Source organism: Buttiauxella gaviniae (genome assembly GCF_040786275.1).
In the GTDB taxonomy this organism is placed as follows: Bacteria; Pseudomonadota; Gammaproteobacteria; order Enterobacterales; family Enterobacteriaceae; genus Buttiauxella; species Buttiauxella gaviniae_A.
The window spans coordinates 4,272,720-4,291,393 of record NZ_JBFMVT010000002.1 but is presented as its reverse complement, the minus strand read 5'-3'; the positions used below and the strand labels follow the sequence as shown (position 1 = coordinate 4,291,393).

The window sequence follows — 18,674 nt, the reverse complement described above, 5'->3', positions numbered from 1 at the left end:
AATTCAGCGCTCATGTCTTGAGATCAGCTGAAGGTTGCCAGACTTTTTATATACAGCCTGAAATATTGCTCCCGCAAGTGTTGATTTAATAAACCGGTCATCGGCACTATCTGGACAGTTTGAATCTAGCGATCAAAAAGCAGGCCAATCAAAGTGTGGTAGTGACTCTCTTCTTCAGGACCCGAAGCCTGTTCAACGCGGCGCAACAGTTTTGTACAGATTGATTTTCTGTTCAAACTGCGTCCATCGCTAAGAATCTCTACAACAATCTGCCCCAATGTTTCCTGCTGGGAAGGCAATGCCGCTTTTGAGAAATATCTGGTAATGGCGTTAGCGGTATCCGGAACATAATTGTTCTGTTGCATAAGTTACTCCTGTAAACATTTTGTAATCAGTAAATGTACAAATAAAGTTATACAAACATTGAAAATTTGTACATAAAAATGCGTATAGATTAGTCCTAAAACTTGATCAATAAATGCTTAACTTTTATTTTCAATAGGTTATAAGTGTACGGGGTAGAGAGGGGCTTGATTGTATGTACAAGTTATGTGTTTTTTTGTCACACCCTGACCGCGAGTCTTCATCTTCAAAAATCAGAGTGTATTATTTGTGTAGATAAAATGTTGCTATATGTGTGTTTTAACGAGGGTTTTATCGTTTCTTCTGCTACTGTAAACACCTAAACGGCCCTCTATCGGAAACAACATGCTCACGACCATCATTTACCGTAGCCACATCTGCAAAGACATATCGCTTCACTCGCTGAAGGATATGGTGGCGGCCGCAAACTTAAAAAATGATCACGCCGATGTAACCGGCATCCTGCTGTTCAATGGGACTCACTTCTTCCAGTTGCTTGAGGGGCCGGAAGAGAGCGTGCTGAGTATTTACCACCATATTTGCCAGGATAAACGCCATTACAATGTTGTTGAGTTGCTTTACGACTATGCTCCGGCGCGTCGGTTTGGGAAAACAGGGATGGAACTCTTTGATTTGAGAGAGCATGACAGGGAGGAGGTACTTCAGACGGTGCTGGATAAAGGCACCTCGAAATATCAACTTATCTATAACGATCGCGCGCTCCAGTTCTTCCGCACATTTGTTGAGGCCACGGAAAAAGAGAACTATTTTGAAATTCCTCCCGCTGAGTCTTGGGATTTCATTCCTGACGATAACGCGAGATCTACCACGGCCGTGGTGGTTGATAACGCAGCGGATTGTAGCTTTGCCTTCCAGCCGATGATTGACCCGTTTGCCCAAAAAATCATTTCAGTAGAAGCGTTGCTTCGCACGCCGTGCGGTAATTCGCCGGCCGCTTATTTTGAAGGATTAACAGGGAAGGCGCGTTACCAGGCCGATCTCGACAGCAAAAAAATCGCCTTTGCGATGGCGAGTGCGCTAAAGCTCGGGGAATTTTCTTTTTCCGTTAATTTGCTGCCAATGACCCTGGTGATGATCCCCGATGCGGTTAATTTCTTGTTAAGGGAAATTCAGATAAATGGCCTTGTGCCAGAGCAGATAACCGTAGAATTTACTGAGAGCGAAGTTATCTCTCGCATTGATGATTTCACCAGCTCCATCCGTCAGCTTAAAGCTGCAGGGTTCAGCGTCGCCATCGACCACTTTGGGGCCGGGTTCGCAGGGCTTTCGTTGTTGACCCAATTTCAGCCAGACAGAATTAAGATCAACCGTGAACTTATTAAAGATGTACACAAAAGTGGCCCGCGCCAGGCCATCATTCAGGCGGTGATCAAATGCTGTGCATCGCTCGAAATCGCTGTTTCTGCAGTAGGCGTTGAAAAACCGGAGGAGTGGATGTGGCTTGAATCTGCGGGTATTTCACAGTTTCAGGGGCATCTGTTTGCCATCCCGTGCCTTAGTGGAATATCGGCTGTGGCGTGGCCAGAAAAGAAAGCAGACCTTTGATCTAAGTTGTACAATGTAAAAAATATGTTGTACAACCTGCACGGAGTCGTTAGTTTCGACATGGACGTTTAAAGCTCAGAAGAGGGAATTAATGGCCTTTTACAGTATCGGCGAAGTCGCTGAACGATGCGCAATCAACCCTGTCACACTGCGTGCGTGGCAGCGGCGCTATGGTTTGCTAAAACCTCAAAGGAGTGAAGGCGGGCATCGGCAGTTCGATGAAGAAGATATCGAGCGTATTGAGGAGATTAAACGCTTGATTAAAAGTGGCGTGTCAGTAGGGAAGGTTAAAGCGCTGCTGGAAGCCAGAGCGGCTAGCGCCAGTACGCCACCCGTCCATGCAGAATGGCTTTCATTGCAAGAAGAGATGATGAGCGTTTTGCGTCTTATTCAGCCCGTAAAACTTCGCGCAAAAATTGCCTCATTCGGCCATGATTTTCCGGTGGACGATCTTATCGACAATATTTTTATCCCGGTCCGCCAGTGCCTTGATCTGGATAAAAATACTGCCCAGGCCATGAGTAGTCTGCTCGATGGTGCGCTGATTGAATATGCTGTTCAATGCCTTGCGGATTCACGAAAAACTGAAGGTAGAGATACGTTACTGATCGGTTGGGATAGCGATGACCGAACGCGTCTTTGGCTGGAAGCATGGCGGTTGTCACAAAATGGCTGGCGCATTCACGTTTTGGCTGAACCGCTGGATTCTCCTCGCCCGGAACTCTTTCCTGGGCAGCATATCTTCGTCTGGACAGGAACAACATCAACGCCGCGTCAGCAAGAGCAACTCGCGCACTGGCATAAGCAAGGGTTCGCAATTGCGTTTCATTATGTTGGGTAGTGGATGTTGTGTAGGGATGTCCGCTCAGTGCGTGAAGCGGACATTAAAATGATCCAGGAAAACGCTAAGACGTAGTCATGATATACCGTTCGCCCCACGGCATGATGTCAACGTACGGGCCGGATTGCTGTATCAATTAACTCATGCTTTCCACCGCCAAGAGACGGGGCAGAAGCGGCTACGATGTCGTGCGGGAACCCAAGCGTAATTGCGCTGGCGGCATCCAGGCGTGATAACTGTTCACTCGTCAGTTGAACGTTGACTGATGCGAGATTATCTGCAAGTTGTTCCGCTGTACGCGGACCTATAATCGGGAGCGTACCCTTTGAAAGCACCCATGCGATAGCAATTTGCCCGGGTGTATGTCCCGTTTCGTCAGCAATAGACAGTACGGTATCAACAGTAGTGGTTTTGATTAGATTGCTCTCATCATGTATCACCGCGCCCAAACCTTGTGCTCGTCCAGATTCGCCTTTGCGATATTTCCCTGTAAGCAAGCCTCCGCCTAAAGGAGACCAACTCACTACGCCCAGGTTAAAACCCGCGGCCATAGGCAGAAGCTCGCGTTCGGCCGAGCGTTCCACGAGACTGTATTCCAGTTGCACCGCAGATACAGACGACCAGCCACGAAGTTCAGCTAAGGTGGCGGCAGTCGCAACACGCCATGCCGGGAAATCCGACAGGCCAGCGTAGAGAATTTTTCCAGAACGTATCAGATCATCGAGGGCTCTCGCAATTTCATCAATCGGTGTTACCCCATCAGGCATGTGTACCCAAAGTAAATCGATATGATCGGTTTTTAAGCGTTTAAGACTTGCCTCAAGGGAGTTAATCATTGATTTACGGCTATTACCGGAGCGCTGGAGGCCTGCTTGAGGCGAGTCGCCCAGAGAAAATTTGGTGGCAAGCACGATATCGTCGCGGTCGGTTGCGATGAAGTCGCTGAGCATTGTTTCTGATTGCCCGAATTGGTACTGGTCAGCCGTATCGATAAAGTTGCCACCGGCTTCACGGTAGTGGGTATAGATATTATGTGCTTCATCCTTATCCGCACCATAACCCCAGCCGTTACCGAAATTACCTGTACCGAGAGCGAGAGCTGAGACTCTGAGGCCTGTATTTCCAAAGATGCGATAACGCATGGCTTCACCTCCTAAAGGCAGTTCCACGGAAAGATAAAATGATTATCTGAAGATGAATGAGCCGCCAACAACTCAGGTTGCGAGAAGCTCATACTCAGAAGTAGTCTCACCATCCGTGATAACTGTAACAATGAGCCGAAAACTTTCGGAAATATTGGATTCCATGCACGCTTTTTAATTTAGATAGAGTGTAGTTCATCGTGCGCCACTAACCACGGCTGAGTCCCGCCACGCAACTTCAAGATCATATTAGATAACTCTACCGAATATTGAACCAGCCAGTCGTTTCTTCAATTACACGCCATAGTTTATGAGGTATGGCAAGTTGCTCCACATCAGAAGCACTAATGTCGACCGCGATTTCGCCTTCCGCTTGACCTTGTACGAACCTAACCCAGTCTGGATTCATAACTATTCCCTGGCCTATAGCCGCCAAAGATACTCCCGTTTTAACAGCTTCCTCAGCTTGTTCTGGCGTACGGAGTTGTCCTGCAACAATCAGAGGTATACGTCCAGCGAGATAATCACGAGCAAGTTCGATGATCTTGGGGCCATTCGGCGCATTCACCGGTCGGGCTTCAAGTGCATTACCGAGTGATACATGAAGATAATCAATGCCCTCATCGATGAGGCGATCGACCAGTTGAAGAGATTCATCAATGCGTAAACCATCGTCGTAATGCTCATCCAGTGAAATGCGGTATCCCATCAGAAATGGATTCGTTGCATGCTCAGCGATAGATTTACGTACACTTTCGACGACGCGGAGTGGGAAACGCATACGGTTTTCAAGAGATCCACCCCATTCATCTACTCTGTGATTAGAATGAGGTGAGAAAAAGTTCTGAAGTAAAAAGCCATGGGCGCCATGCAATTCAACACCGTCAAAACCCGCCTCAATGGCCCGGCGAGTGGCTTCACCGAAAGCCTGAATTACGGTTTCGACTTCAGCGCATGTCAGTTCACGAGGGGTGACGGAAGGCGCGAAAGGGCCAGCATCGCCGGGAACGGCGCTTGCCGCAACGATATCCGAAACCAGTTCAGGGCTGGTTTTAACACCGGCATGGAAAATTTGTAAGATTGCTGGCGCTCCACCACTTTTTGCGGCAGTTGCAAGGCGTTTTAAGCCGGGAATAAACTTGTCGTCATAGGCAGCAAATTCCCCCGTAAATCCTTTGCCATTTTCCTGAACATGCGTACAGCCGGTAATCACCAGCCCGATGTCCTGCACGCGCCGACGATAATAAGCTTCTTCCTCGTAAGATACTGTGCCGTCATCATTACCAGCCCAGGTGGTCATGGGGGCCATAACAATACGGTTGCGCAGGGTTACACCTTTACCGAGTGAAAATCTTTCAAGCAGTGGAGTTTGTTTCATGAATAGACACACCTATACGAGATAAGGATTGAAGATGATTGTTTCAGGCATCTTAATCTCTTTATCATTCAGAAATTAGATGCTTAATTTCGTATGGGCTTATAAGTCTATTTTCTTAATGAGGTTATATGCAACTGAGTTCGTTACGGATTAGCTCCAACTCAAAGGCTACGGTTGCGAAGTGCTTCGAGCACGAGTGCAAATGCAGGAGAATGTTGTAGACGGCTTGGATAGTAAAGATGGTAGGGGGGACGCGGGGGGCACCAGTCAATAAGCACTTGAATTAACATCCCATTTTCGATGTATGCACTGACTGTATCTAGCGGGAGATAGGCAAGCCCCAATCCATCAAGGGCGGCGTGTCTCATCATATTTATTGTGCTGAACGTCGCTCGACCATCAATACGAACCTTAATTTCATTATCATTTTTCTGAAATTCCCAGGTATAGAAGCCACCGTGAGTGGGCAGGCGTAACCTGATACAGCTATGGTCGTTTAGATCACGAGGCGTTTCCGGATACTTCTTCCCCTTGAAATAAGAGGGCGCTCCGACCACTGCAAAACGGAAGTCTCTGGCAAGAGGCAGGGAAACCATGTCCATATCGACCTGTTCGCCTAACCGAACCCCCGCGTCATAACGTTCAGCAACAATATCCTTGAGCCCGTACTCACTGATGATTTCAATATTAATATCGGGATATTCAAGCAGCATAGGGGCGAGTTTAGGCCAGAGTATCGTATCGGCGGCATGTTCAACGGCCGTAATGCGCACAGTACCGGCTGGTTTTTCTCGCAAACCGCTGAGCGCGGTTATCTCGCTTTCAATTTCATCAAAAAGGGGGCCGATACGAGAAAGTAATCGCTCGCCAGCTTCTGTAACAGAAACGCTTCGCGTGGTGCGGGTAAGAAGACGAAGGCCAAGATCCGCTTCAAGAGTCCTTACGGTGTAGCTCAGCGCCGACTGCGAGACACCTAACTGAGCGGCTGCTTTTGTGAAGCTTTTTTCTCGGGCGACCGCGATAAAAGCTTGATAATCGTTAGCATTTTTACGACGCATTTATTAACCCAGTTTTAATGTTAATCCTGAATATACTGGCTTTGTCACTGTAAATCGCCAATGGTTTCCTTTGATTATACGCGACTGACATTCTATTAGCTCAACGTGGACTACTATTGAGCTGCTACAATCTTGGTGCGCATAATGTATATTATGTTAAATTAACCATAACAGTAAGCGACTCGGTATACCCCTGACTTACTCATAGTCCGATGCGTTCCCTATTCTTACTTCAGAGCATTTCGTAAGTACTGATTCTATCTTTTAATTAATTCCATTCCCTTCAGTTATCTGTAGCTGGGCTATCGTTCGCCCAGCTACGCCTTTCCGGAAATCGATCACATCCTGTCTGGTATTCCACTCCGTGACTACAGCGTTTGAGACACATGTTCAGAAATAAGTTGAGTCTGGCGTAAAGCGAAAATCAAATGTTGGACGCTTTGTTTCAGGACGTAATCATTCCCAATGCCACTGGCAGACAGACGGTTTAACTCTTCACAACAGATGAGCACGCTGTTCATGCTGATCGTACTTGCCCCTCCTTTGATCCGATGGATGGTGCCGCACAATTCCGATGAATCTCCATTGTTCAAATACTTATCAAGCTCGTAAGCATCATTAGCCAGCGTCTGCTTAATCATATTCAACATCTGATGATTCTTATCACTTTTACCTCCAGTGAACTTAGACAACATATGTAATAATCCTTCAACCCGGCTTTCGTACTCATTATGGATGTATTCTTGAGCGGTCATTAATTCTTCATAAACCATGTTGATGGTTGAAGGTTTAAACAGGAGCCCATTCATTCCTGCATCTATAGATTTTTGGTGTTCTTCTGAAATGGCGCTTGCTGTAAACCCTAATATATAGGCCGGCATGTGCTGGTACTTATTTTCATTGTGACGTATTTTTTCGGTGAGTTTATAGCCATCCATAATCGGCATGTTTACATCGGTGATCACCACATCAAACGGGCCATCTTTTAACCAAATATTAAAGCCCTCCTCACCATTGTTAGCAGTAAAAAGCGTTGAACCCGTCGGTTGTAATTGTTCACTCAGTAATAATCGATTAGGCAGGTAATCATCCACAATCAGGATCTTACCCTTTTCCCATTTCAGCTTTTGTTTTTCTTCTGAATGGGCATTCCTACTATGACTGGTGAATTTTGAAATGGTTTGGTTGACCAGCGGTAATCTCATGCTGATATGTACCGTAGTTCCTAAACCATACTCGCTGTCTAATGCCAGTTCACCATTCATCATGTTACACAGCGTTCTGGATATATTTAACCCAAGGCCTGAACCTTCCCGAACATTAATACTTTGATTGTTATTCGCCTGAGCAAAGGGCTCGAATAACTTATCCATATCTTCCGCTGGAATCCCTACTCCTGTGTCACGAACCAGGATATTAAGCAGCAGAGTGTCACTCTTCGTTTTTTGGCCATCAAGAGAGATATAAACGTGGCCTTCATCGGTAAATTTAATTGCATTACCGATAACGTTAGAAATAATCTGTCGGAAACGCAAAGCATCCAGCATGACATCAGGCAAGTTAGACATTCCGTTAAAAATTAGCTCAATCCCTTTTTTATCTGCCACACTACGGAACATCGTTACAACCGATTCGACAATGGTATCAATATTCTTAGTGGGCTCAGGGTTAAGCATCATACTGCCATGCTCAATTTTAGCCACATCAAGAATATCCCCAACCAGATCAACCAAATTAAGTGCGGCATCATAGGCAACTTTAATAACATTATCATTGTTGTTATTGGATAAAGAACCTTTATTGATGGCGATTTCAAGCATGCCGGTAATGGCGTTCAGTGGGGTTCGTATTTCATGGCTCATCGTCGATAAAAAGTTAGTTTTTGCCTTATTGGCTTTCTCAGCCTGATCTTTCGCAGAAACTAATTGCTGTAATAATTGCTGACGCTCATTGATGTTTATCCATCCGCCAAAAATGCCACGAACCTGACCACGTGCGTTCCTGAATGGTAACAGCCAATGCAAAACGGTCCTCGGGAAGGCTTCGTCGCTGACCATCACCTGACGTTCGTTAAACAGAGCTTCTCCACTATTAATCACCTGCATGTAATCTTTTTCGATTTCGTAAACCACATCGCCCAGTAATCGATAAACTTCCGGAGCTGTGATTTTTTTACCCAGTGCCTGTTCACGGGTTGCCCGCGCTTCCTGCAGGTAATTATCATTACAACCAATCAACACCCCTTTTGCGTCACGGATAAAAACCGCATTGGGCATACTTTTAATAATGGTATCCAGAAACTCCAGAGATTCCTTCTCATGCTTTGATTTAATTAATCTTGCAAAAATAATAAGCCCTGAGACTATTGTTAACGCCAGCAGAATAAATAATATTGGTGAGTATTTGTCAGCATATATTAATATTGTGTTATTTGATTTTGATTGCTTAGGCTGAATGGAAGTATTTCTATCGTTATTGATATGTGGCAACGACTCCAGCGACTTATTCATAATACTGAGTAGTTCTGGTGAAGTCACCCCGAAACTCACGGGATTGTTTTCAGTAAATACCGACACATTAAAATCATGGATTCCATTACCTTTGCTGCTTGAGTTATCATCATGGAACATTGAGTTAAGCTGGGAGTTTATATAGGCATCAATCTCACCTCTCTTTAACATGTCATTCAAAATGCCATTGGATTCAACTACGATAAATTTTGTACGCGGATAATTAGTTATAAGATAGTTGACGGCAGGATTTAAAGCTTGTAAGCCAATCTTTTTATCGAGGATATCTACCGTCTTACCAGAACCCTTTGGCTTGACTATAATTAATGAGTCATTTGTCCAGGGTGTCGTAACGGGGATGTTTATCCCTGATGTTTGATAAATAGAGCCGATCATATCTGCCTGGCCATTTTTCACGTAGGATTCAGCCTGAGTCACACCATTGACATACAGATATTCGAAGCGCAATCCAGTCAACAGACTGACGCCATTAAGAAGCCCTGGCATAATGCCCGAAAACTGGCCGTTTGGTTTTTTATATGCCAGAGGAGGCTCTTGTAAATAGACAGCTACTTTTATTACCGGGTGTTGCTGAATCCATGCCAACTCATCACCGGTAAAAACTTGTTCTGTTTTGACGGTATCAGGAGCGCAGCTAACACTGTGCTCCTGATGCCTGGCACAATCCGTTGAGGGGCTTTGTGCGCATAAACCTGTATTAACCATGCAAATACCCAGCACACAGGTAAATGTTATTTTCCTTATAATCGTATACATCACTGCCTACATTAGTTAATGACTGAGTTTATCTTTGCGAAATCGACGAGTTCAACCAGTGATTGCACATTAAGTTTTTTCATTAAACGGACTTTATAGGTACTTACCGTCTTGTCGCTTAATAACATGGTTTCGGATATTTTTTTATTGCTCCAGCCTCGGACTAAATACTGAAAAATCTGGAGCTCTCTGTTCGACAATGTTGAAATTAAAGCTGCATCATTTTCAGATGGGCCTTCATTTACGGCACTATAGACATTCGCCGGAAAATAAACTCTGTTTTTAACAATGGCCTTAATGGCTTCATTTAATTCATCAAGGCCATTATTTTTTGATATAAACCCTGTCGCACCCGCGCGCATACAACGAGGTGCAAAATGCTGTTCTTCCTGAGAAGAAACGACAAGAATCTTAACGGGTGAACCCTCTGATTTTATACGCGAAATGACTTTCAGTCCGTCCATTTTAGGCAGGAATATATCGAGGATGATAATATCTGGCTGCATCTTTCTGATAGCAGGCAAGACTTCGCTACCATCATCGATTTCGCCAACGACCTCATAACCTTCCTGCTCAAGCAACATGCGCATCGACATGCGGATCAAAGGGTGATCGTCTACAATTAAAATACGCTGCATATATTTTGACCTTTCCGTATATTCCGGCGCAACAAAACAGTTACGCGTGTCTTCTAAATGATGATTGTAAATCCCTTGTATTATTTATGTTTCATTGTTGTTTCAAATGAAAATTAATACTTAAACTCTTTCTTGTCAACTTTAAACCTCTAAAAATCATGTTCTTTTAATGTATTTTTAATTGCCAAAAGAACAAAAAATCAACGGTCATCAGAGGCTTTTAAATAAATAAAAAAATTCACTATATCGATGCGTTAATGCAGCTAATATTTTGGCTATTCATAATGCATTCGAGCTTTTTGATGAATAAAAAGTGAGATCACTGCTCTACCCCCCTATTACATTAAAGATGCTTAACACTGCACGTTTGAATGGCATTCCTGCCATTCATCCTGAATGGTTAGAATTTCATTTTCAGGCCAGCAAGCATTCGCATGTCATAGCTGTCCGCAAATTTATGCAACGCGGTGTCTCCCGTAAATTCGCTATAAACCGCATACTGTTGCCCTCCCCAGCTATATTCCCCGCCCAGCCCGAATGTACCGCTGGTTTTCTCATCATGCTGCTTTAACGTTACGCCACTGAGCTGTGTTTCATTATTTGCCAGGAAGTTGTAGTTAACGCCGATAATGCTGTAAAGATTGACCCGGCGAGTGGCTTTATCCCACTGGTACTGGTAACCCGGCTCAACGCCAATTCGCAATGTCAGGTCGGGGTTGTCATCACTCTTAATTTTTGAACCATAAGGATCGGTGAAGTCGTTAAAAGAAACCGTCGAGTAAACCAGTTGCGCTTGCGGCGTGATACTCCAGTTATTATTAAGGGCAACTGTTCGACCGCCTTCAAGACTTGCCGCAATCCCCCGCCCTTTATTGTGAGAAACAACATTATTTTTCAGCGTATCTGAATGCAACGTGGTTGAGAATTGGGTGAGCTGGAGTTGTCCATCGGCATAAAACCCATTTTCGCCATACCAGGTCAGCGTGGTTCCGCCTCCCCATCCTTTTGTGGTGTTACTTCCGTTGCCTGCATCCGCTTTAATATCGCCATCAAAAGTGAGGTAGTGTGCATAAATACCTGCAATCAACTGGCCCGCCTGGTTGCTGTTAATTTCCCAGTCAGCACCTAACTGTACTTTTTGCTGATTGAAGGTAAGGTGCCCCGGGACAGTCGCATCATCAAAGCCTTTACGCCCATACGAACCCTGAATATTTGACCATACGCCTGTTTTTTCAGGTGCATTTTCCGTTCCCTGTAGCCCCCGGTCGCGATGACCAACACGCTCTTTTAAAGTGGGCAACCGATTCATTGCCCCTAACGTGGCTGCATAACTTTCATATAATGCAGCGGCCGGGTGCCAGACCGGTTTTACTTTCTTCGTAGGGGTTGCGATTTCAGTATCAATAGCAGGCATCGTGTCTTCTGATGCCTGACTTGGCTTAACATCTACTGGAACCTCTCCCGGGGAATTTTTTGTGACCGTGTTACCAGAAACGCCATCTGGTGCGGTTTCTGGTACCGTGGTGTGCGAAGTCCCCCCTGCTGCGTCAGCAGATTGCGAATCAACCGTCTCTGAATCTGATGGCGTTGTTGATGTTTCGTCAGCATCCTGTGTATTTGCTGAAGTTGTGGATGAACGCAGGTACCAGTTCCCGTCATTAGGTGATGTCACGCCATTTTTATACAGTTGATATGACCAGGCTCCGGCAATTAATGTCGGCTGATTTTCTCTGAGATAATCACCTTTAAGGTTAAATACGCCCTCTGATTTACCCGCGACATCAATAACTTTAATTCCATTGAGTGTCGGTGCGCCTTCACCACCGCGATTGCGGATCTCAAGCGTCGTTGTGCCTGCGGTGTCTCCCTTGACAACTAATTTATCTGTCTGAGCATCGTCCCCAGCCAGCACGGTATTGAGTTTTAAAATGCCTCCTTCACTCTGGTAATTTTGCGTGGTGAGCACGGTGCCCGGCTTATCGCCAAAATCCACCTCTCCCTTGTTGAGCAGGTTGCCGGTTTGCTGGTTCAGATTATTCAATGCCAGCGATGCACCAGGCATAATGGTCATACTGGATGAGGAACTCAGGGTGTTGGCCACCCCTGCACTGAGCACACCTTTATTGATAATTGTTTCACCCGAGTAGCTATTCTTTCCGGCAAGCGTCAGCGTGCTTTGGCTATTCTGGGTAAGTCCACCACTTCCGCTGATATCACCGTTTAATTGCAGAGGGTTAACGCCTTCAACCGTCAGCCCTGAGCCCTGCGTACCCGGGGAAGTGACAATATTATTGTCCAGGCTGAGACTTTGGCTGGAACTTAACTTCCCACCTTTCGCATAAATAATCCCGTCACCAAACGCCTGTGAAGAGTCGACTTCAACAGCCCCGCCACTGAGCGTCGTGTCCTGCTGGGGTAATTCACCCGAAAGATGCCAGTTTCCACCCTGAACAAGCAGATGTTCTATGGCCTGGTATTGCCCACCATCAATTTGCCCAGTGGTGAACGCGCCGGTCGGGGAGCCGTCCAGAATAACGGTTTCTTCTCCACCGCCCTGTACAACGCCGTTTATTTGGCTCTCTGGAGTCAGCTGTAGCTTATTGACCCCTGAGGTAAACGTAATGGCATTGCCCGTACTATTTCCCTGATCCTTTCCGGAGCCGATCACGCCGCTGTTATGGATTTCCAGATCCGCACCGATAATCCCCGTGCCACTTTGCGCGTCCTGGCCGCCTGAAGCGCCCTTTTCTGCCCCTGCACCATCGCCGCCGGAAGGAGAAGCCTGCGTCGCATGACTTTTCCCGCCGTTACCCCCCTGAATCCGGCCGCTGTTCTCGATGGTGACCGTTTTGCTGTTTCGGGTGATATAAATACCGGCCCCGCCAGCGCCGCCATTAGCCATTGCGTTGCTGAGTGCACTTCCGCCAGCCCCCCCTGTGATACTGCCGTGGTTAACAATATTATTTGAGGTGCTGACACCTGCGCCGCCGCCGCCCGCACCCGAACTGAAGCTGCTGTCTCCGCCCGCGCCTCCGGTAACACTGCCGTTGTTCGTTAGCGATATTGAAGTTGCGATGCCATCCCCACCGCCGCCGCCGCCGGACTGTGCGGTCGCTGAATGACCCGCCTCCCCCTGAAGAGCATTACCAGTAGGAATTTCACTGCTATTTGTTTGCCCCGCGAGGCCACCGCTATTTTGCGCTGCATTATTTCCGGTCGCACCATTACCACCTGCACCTGTAGCAGGGTTGCCTGCACCTCCCGTCACATTCGTTGGCTGATTATCTGTAAGAACGGCGCCGCCCTGGCCACCAGCATGGGCGCTACCGACCATCGCCAACATAAGAACTGCGAACATACCCGGTCTGACTACGGAATAATGGTCAAGGGCGTTTATTTTAGTTCTGGATAAATAGCTGTATTTTTTGCTGTGAGTCATGTTTTTATTTTTCATTTAAGTTAATCCAAAAAGAACAGATAAGTTATTTCAATTCAACGTCTCCTTTTCAAATTAGCTCTACATTTAACAACTCTGCAATAGATAATCGTAAGAATATCCTTACCCTTCATTAATGCAGGAAAAATACTACAAAATAAATATTATGAATCTTACAAATATAGAGGCGAGTGGTTTTAAGTCATTGTTTTTAAGGCCTTTAGGTTTCCAATCCTACAAAAAATAATTTTTTAAAGAATATATTTGTAGGGGGATTCTGATGTTGGCTTTTGGTTCTTAATTGATATTGCGCAGTTAAAAAAGAAAGATTAAATTTATCCCATCGGCGGCGAGATGATTGCTCCGAATAAAAAACAACTACACACTGCAAATGAAAAAGGTAAAGACAATGGAAACGATTATTTTAAAAACAAACCAGAAAGTCGCAAAAGTTAATTATAACTTAGAAGGCTATTCTGTTGGTGGTAACGATGCTTTGCTGGGCGACACCCTGACTCAGGGAACTAACGCTAATGACACCATGTACGGCAATGCAGGAGATGACCTTTTACGTGGTTATGATGGCGATGATGTGATGTTTGGTGGTGCTGGCAATGATCGCATGGCAGGTTATGCTGGCAATAATACTATGTATGGTGGTTCTGGTATTGATTACATGTTCACGGGCAATTGCTATGTTGGCGTTAACACCATGAACGGCGGCACCGGTGCTGACCATTTTGTGCTTAACGCCTTCGAGTCCAGTTCTATGAAAGGTTCTAATATCATGGCCATTCAGGACTTCAGCAGCATTGATAGCATCGATATTGTATCGTACGACCGCTCCCTGAGCTTCAGTAAATTTGACACCAACAACGATGGCTTGCTGACAACTGAAGATAAAGGTGTGACCGCATTGCATAACGCCGATGGCACAACCGGTATTCAACTGGCGGTTTCTGACCATTATGCCATTCAGGTGCAAAACCAGTCCCAGTTGACGTCCTCAGATTTCAGTTTCAAAGCTATTTAACTTAATTTCCATCAGAAACCGAACCTGCACGGGCAGGTTCGTGTCAGTGTACTCCCGCATTATTAATAAAATAAAGGCTGAGTCATTTCAGCCTTTCATAAAAATAAAAAATCAATCTGAGAATTTCTTATGAGCAAACAAGAAAACCATTCTTCACAGAAGGCTTCATCGCAGCCTGATAATATTGACAGTGGAATTTACAGCTTATGTTCCATTGCGCATTATTATCATGTCCCGGCCAATCCTGAGTTTATTAAAAGGGACCTGGTGCTCACGGACGTCCATGCCGAAGCAAAAGATATTTTACGTGCCGCCCATCTGATTGATATGAAGGCGCGCGTGATTTCTCAATATAATGAAAAACGTCTCCTGAAACTCCCGCTTCCCGCCATTGTGAAACTGGATGACGGGAAATATTACGTGCTGACGGGTAAGAATGAGCAAAACCAGTTTCGCCTGTTCGACACAACCTCGCGTACAAATTCCATTTTATCCATGGATGAACTACTGACCCGGATTCAGGGCGAAATCATTCTGGTGCAGCGGAAATTACTGGGCAAAGGTAAAAACCCGGAAGGGTTTTCTGTGACATGGTTTATGCCCACCCTGCGGCGTTATCGTAAGCCTTTAATTCACGTTATTGTCGCCTCTTTTTTCATCCAGATTTTTGCCCTGATTACGCCCCTCTTTTTCCAGGTCATTATTGATAAAGTTCTGGTGCATAAAAGCTATGAGACACTGGTTGTCTTATCTATCGGGCTATTTGTAATTGGCTTTTTTGAAGTGGTGATGCGCTATTTGCGCACATGGGTATTGGCGCATACCGCCAACCGGATTGATGTTGAACTGGGCCGTCGCCTCTTCCATCATCTGTTTGCCCTGCCGATGCGTTATTTTGAAGCACGCAGTGCCGGCAACACCGTCGCACGTATCCGTGAGCTTGAGAACATCCGTAACTTCTTTACCGGTCAGGCGCTGTTTTCCGTCATCGATCTCTTTTTCATCGTGATCTTTTTAGCGGTTTTGTTCCTTTACTCTCCGTTCCTGGCCCTGATAACACTTGCCAGCATTCCGGTCTATTTCCTGATTACTTTCGCCATGCGCCCGTCAATCAAGAAGAAAATAGATGATAAATTCACCACCGGTGCTGCAAGCCAGCAGTTTCTGGTTGAAACCGTCGTCGGGGCGCAGACCGTTAAAGCGTCCGCCGTCGAGCCGATGTTCCGTAAACAGTGGGATGACAAACTGGCTTCGTATGTTCACGCGTCGTTTGAAGCCACACAGCTCACCTCGGTAGGTCAGAACCTGATTCTGTTCGTCAACAAACTGTTCTCGGTTCTGATCCTGTTCTTTGGCGCAGGGGCCGTTATCAATGGTTCTCTGAGCGTGGGGGAGCTGATTGCCTTCAACATGATTTCAGGCCAGGTTGTGCAGCCGATACTGCGGATCTCTCAGTTGTGGCAGGATTTCCAGCAGGTTCAGGTTTCCGTTGAACGCCTGGGCGATATTCTGAACGAGCAGCCTGAATTTATTACCCAACAGCACGGGGCTTTCTCCCAGATTAAAGGCAATATCCGTTTTAACGATGTCAGTTTTGCTTATAAACCTAATACCCCGGCGATTCTGAAAAATATCGACCTGGAGATCAAAGCAGGCGAAGTTGTCGGCATTGTCGGGTCATCCGGTTCAGGAAAATCCACGCTCACCAAACTTATTCAGCGCCTGTACTTACCGACGGAAGGCAATATTACCGTCGACGGTGTGGATATTCTGAATACGGACCCGGCCTGGTTACGTCGTAATATTGGCGTGGTGTTACAGGAAAATATTCTGTTCAACCGCACCGTACATGAAAACATTGCCTTCGCTAACCCAAATATGTCGCGTCAAGCCGTTATGCAGGCGGCTCATCTGGCAGGCGCACATGAGTTCATCTCCCGCCTGCCGGCAGGCTATGACACTATCGTTGAAGAGCGCGGCGGTAATTTATCCGGCGGCCAGCGTCAGCGTATTGCCATCGCGCGGGCTTTAGCCACCAATCCGGCAATACTCATTTTTGATGAAGCAACCAGTGCCCTGGATTATGAAAGCGAAAGTATTATCCGCAGAAATATGAAACACATTATTAAAGGGCGCACCGTCATTATGATTGCCCACCGTCTGTCAACGGTGCGCAACTGCGACCGTATTATCAGCATGGCAAATGGCGAAATTATGGAACAGGGTACGCACAGTGAATTACTCCAGCATAGCGGGATCTATTCCCATCTCTGGTCTTTACAAAGTGCTAATGAAGACGAACTGGAAACCAGTTCTGCTGCGGAGGAGACGGCCTGATGAAAATGTTCAATGTGATGCCAAAAAACTTTTCCAGCGATCGTGAATTTTTACCTTCGGTTCTGGAAGTCATGGAGTCCCCGCCCTCGCCTGTTGGCGTCCGTTTACTCTATGCCATTGCTGCCTTATTTATTCTGGCTTTTGTCTGGTCATTTATTGGCAAACTGGATGTTATCGCCTCTTCAAGCGGAAAAGTACAGCCGCAGGGAAACGTTAAAGTGGTTGAGTCGCTGGTGACCGGAAAGGTTGAGCGTATTCTGGTGCAGAACGGTGACTGGGTTGAAAAGGGGCAAATTCTGGCCACGCTGGACACCAGTGAAGTGAACTCGCAGTTTATTGATGCAAGCACCAGTCTCGCTTCCTATAAGGCGGAAACGCTGCGTCGCCAGAAAGAAAACATGCTGGTATCCGGTATTACTCTGGCCAACCCGCGCGTGAATGTTAATGACTCCATTGTGTGGAGTGACACCGACGTCACAGATGACAGTATTAAGCAGCGCGAAGCCACGGTTATGCAGGGGGAGCTGGCAAAACTAAATTCAGATTTGCAGAATATTCTTGCGCAGATTGCCCAGAACGCATCGCGTGAAACGTCAGCCAGAAATACCATTGCCTCCCAGCAAAGCCTGATTGAAACGCTATCGCAACGTATGACTATCCGAAAGGCGCTGGTTGCAAAGCAGGTTGTTTCTCAGGATGACTGGCTGCAGGTGATGTCTTCGGTAAAAGAGGCGCGCGGGAATCTGGTTTCCTCCCAGTCGCAACTGGCTGATACGGTGTCAAATAAAGCGATCCTTGAGGCCGGGTTTATTAAAACACGCGATGACTTTGTAGCTAATAATCTCCAGCAACTGGTCACCGCCGAGCGCCAGGTCTCTTCGTTGACCCAAAAAGTCGTTGAAGCGAAAGCGCAGCTTGACCATATGACATTGCGCGCCCCCATCAACGGAACCGTCGCGGCATTAAGCCTGACAACCATTGGTCAGGTGGTGTCTTCCGGAAATGAAGTGATGCGTGTGGTACCGGAAGGCACCACGATGGAAGTTATTGCGTATGTCCCTAATCAGGAAATTGGTTTTATCCGGGAAGGCCAGCAGGTGGATATTAAAGTCGATGCCTTCCCTTTCACCCGGTACGGCACGCTTGATGGCACGGTGGTAAAAGTTTCCCAGGATGCGATCCCGACAATGGACGCTCAGCAATCGCAGATGGACCCGACGCATGCTTCTCAGGCGAATCAGAAAAACAGCGGTGGCAGCCAGGCAACGCAAAATCTGGTATATCCCCTGACCATTAAGCTCAATGATAACCATATGATGATTGATGGCCGCAAAGTTAATCTGGTACCGGGCATGGGGATCACCGCCGAGATTAAAACCGATAAGCGCCGCCTGATCGATTACCTTATTTCGCCTGTCTATGATATGGCAACGAGTTCGCTTCACGAACGTTAATACTCCCTCATGTTATAAGTTTCTTTTGCTCTTTGTATGACTTGCCCTGCCAGTTTCTGGCGGGGCTTTTTTTCGTAATATAAAATTTAAGGTGCACTTCTGAATTATATTCCGGAACAGATTTCACTCTTTGTTTACCCT

General features: G+C 46.3%; 12 protein-coding genes. 5 read left to right on the top strand and 7 right to left on the bottom strand.

Annotated elements, in window-relative coordinates:
- Nucleotides 1-125: 125 nt before the first annotated feature.
- Nucleotides 126-365 carry a regulatory protein YcgZ gene (ycgZ, locus tag AB1E22_RS20300; protein ID WP_367597025.1) on the bottom strand — a complete coding sequence of 80 codons (240 nt, stop codon included), beginning with the start codon at nt 363-365 and terminating at the stop codon, nt 126-128.
- 343 nt (nt 366-708) lie between these two features.
- On the opposite strand from ycgZ, the gene AB1E22_RS20295 reads away from it, so the two are divergent.
- Both AB1E22_RS20295 and AB1E22_RS20290 read left to right on the top strand, forming a co-directional pair.
- Nucleotides 709-1,929 carry a diguanylate phosphodiesterase gene (locus tag AB1E22_RS20295; protein WP_367597024.1) on the top strand — a complete coding sequence of 407 codons (1,221 nt, stop codon included), beginning with the start codon at nt 709-711 and terminating at the stop codon, nt 1,927-1,929.
- A 91-nt stretch (nt 1,930-2,020) separates the two neighbouring features.
- Nucleotides 2,021-2,770 carry a MerR family transcriptional regulator gene (locus tag AB1E22_RS20290; RefSeq protein ID WP_367597023.1) on the top strand — a complete coding sequence of 250 codons (750 nt, stop codon included), beginning with the start codon at nt 2,021-2,023 and terminating at the stop codon, nt 2,768-2,770.
- Between the two features lie 107 nt (nt 2,771-2,877).
- On the opposite strand, the gene AB1E22_RS20285 is transcribed toward AB1E22_RS20290, so the two are convergent.
- From AB1E22_RS20285 to AB1E22_RS20260, 6 genes are all read right to left on the bottom strand, one after another.
- Nucleotides 2,878-3,912, bottom strand: coding sequence for an aldo/keto reductase (locus AB1E22_RS20285; protein ID WP_367597022.1), 1,035 nt, complete (start codon nt 3,910-3,912; stop codon nt 2,878-2,880).
- Between the two features lie 259 nt (nt 3,913-4,171).
- Entirely contained in the window at nt 4,172-5,290 is a 1,119-nt protein-coding gene (locus AB1E22_RS20280; RefSeq protein ID WP_367597021.1) for an NADH-dependent flavin oxidoreductase, read from the bottom strand.
- Nucleotides 5,291-5,451: 161 nt separating this feature from the next.
- Nucleotides 5,452-6,348 (bottom strand): LysR family transcriptional regulator, encoded by an 897-nt coding sequence (locus AB1E22_RS20275; protein ID WP_367597020.1) that lies wholly within the window; start codon nt 6,346-6,348, stop codon nt 5,452-5,454.
- 368 nt (nt 6,349-6,716) lie between these two features.
- Nucleotides 6,717-9,584, bottom strand: a complete 2,868-nt coding sequence (locus AB1E22_RS20270) for an ATP-binding protein (protein ID WP_367597019.1) — start codon at nt 9,582-9,584, stop codon at nt 6,717-6,719.
- Between the two features lie 62 nt (nt 9,585-9,646).
- Nucleotides 9,647-10,273: a response regulator gene (locus AB1E22_RS20265; RefSeq protein ID WP_367597018.1), complete on the bottom strand. Its 627-nt coding sequence runs from the start codon at nt 10,271-10,273 to the stop codon at nt 9,647-9,649.
- Nucleotides 10,274-10,673: 400 nt separating this feature from the next.
- Nucleotides 10,674-13,631 carry an autotransporter family protein gene (locus tag AB1E22_RS20260; RefSeq protein ID WP_367597017.1) on the bottom strand — a complete coding sequence of 986 codons (2,958 nt, stop codon included), beginning with the start codon at nt 13,629-13,631 and terminating at the stop codon, nt 10,674-10,676.
- A gap of 487 nt (nt 13,632-14,118) precedes the next feature.
- Here AB1E22_RS20260 and AB1E22_RS20255 point away from each other — a divergent pair, with 487 nt between their 5' ends.
- The 3 genes from AB1E22_RS20255 to AB1E22_RS20245 all read left to right on the top strand — a co-directional run bounded on the left by AB1E22_RS20255 (nt 14,119) and on the right by AB1E22_RS20245 (nt 18,533).
- Entirely contained in the window at nt 14,119-14,742 is a 624-nt protein-coding gene (locus tag AB1E22_RS20255) for a calcium-binding protein (RefSeq protein WP_367597016.1), read from the top strand.
- A gap of 129 nt (nt 14,743-14,871) precedes the next feature.
- A complete protein-coding gene (locus tag AB1E22_RS20250) occupies nt 14,872-17,079 on the top strand; it encodes a type I secretion system permease/ATPase (RefSeq protein ID WP_367597015.1) in 2,208 nt (735 codons plus the stop codon).
- Nucleotides 17,079-18,533 carry an HlyD family type I secretion periplasmic adaptor subunit gene (locus AB1E22_RS20245; protein ID WP_367597014.1) on the top strand — a complete coding sequence of 485 codons (1,455 nt, stop codon included), beginning with the start codon at nt 17,079-17,081 and terminating at the stop codon, nt 18,531-18,533. Before AB1E22_RS20250 ends, AB1E22_RS20245 begins: the two co-directional genes overlap by 1 nt.
- Nucleotides 18,534-18,674 lie beyond the last annotated feature (141 nt).

What these genes read in the sequence shown, in the direction of transcription:
- AB1E22_RS20245 (WP_367597014.1), top strand. Translation starts at nt 17,079, where the DNA reads ATGAAAATGTTCAATGTGATGCCAAAAAACTTTTCCAGCGATCGTGAA.
- AB1E22_RS20265 (WP_367597018.1), bottom strand. Translation starts at nt 10,273, where the DNA reads ATGCAGCGTATTTTAATTGTAGACGATCACCCTTTGATCCGCATGTCG.
- AB1E22_RS20280 (WP_367597021.1), bottom strand. Translation starts at nt 5,290, where the DNA reads ATGAAACAAACTCCACTGCTTGAAAGATTTTCACTCGGTAAAGGTGTA.
- ycgZ (WP_367597025.1), bottom strand. Translation starts at nt 365, where the DNA reads ATGCAACAGAACAATTATGTTCCGGATACCGCTAACGCCATTACCAGA.
- AB1E22_RS20275 (WP_367597020.1), bottom strand. Translation starts at nt 6,348, where the DNA reads ATGCGTCGTAAAAATGCTAACGATTATCAAGCTTTTATCGCGGTCGCC.
- AB1E22_RS20270 (WP_367597019.1), bottom strand. Translation starts at nt 9,584, where the DNA reads ATGGTTAATACAGGTTTATGCGCACAAAGCCCCTCAACGGATTGTGCC.
- AB1E22_RS20290 (WP_367597023.1), top strand. Translation starts at nt 2,021, where the DNA reads ATGGCCTTTTACAGTATCGGCGAAGTCGCTGAACGATGCGCAATCAAC.
- AB1E22_RS20260 (WP_367597017.1), bottom strand. Translation starts at nt 13,631, where the DNA reads ATGTTCGCAGTTCTTATGTTGGCGATGGTCGGTAGCGCCCATGCTGGT.
- AB1E22_RS20285 (WP_367597022.1), bottom strand. Translation starts at nt 3,912, where the DNA reads ATGCGTTATCGCATCTTTGGAAATACAGGCCTCAGAGTCTCAGCTCTC.
- AB1E22_RS20255 (WP_367597016.1), top strand. Translation starts at nt 14,119, where the DNA reads ATGGAAACGATTATTTTAAAAACAAACCAGAAAGTCGCAAAAGTTAAT.
- AB1E22_RS20250 (WP_367597015.1), top strand. Translation starts at nt 14,872, where the DNA reads ATGAGCAAACAAGAAAACCATTCTTCACAGAAGGCTTCATCGCAGCCT.
- AB1E22_RS20295 (WP_367597024.1), top strand. Translation starts at nt 709, where the DNA reads ATGCTCACGACCATCATTTACCGTAGCCACATCTGCAAAGACATATCG.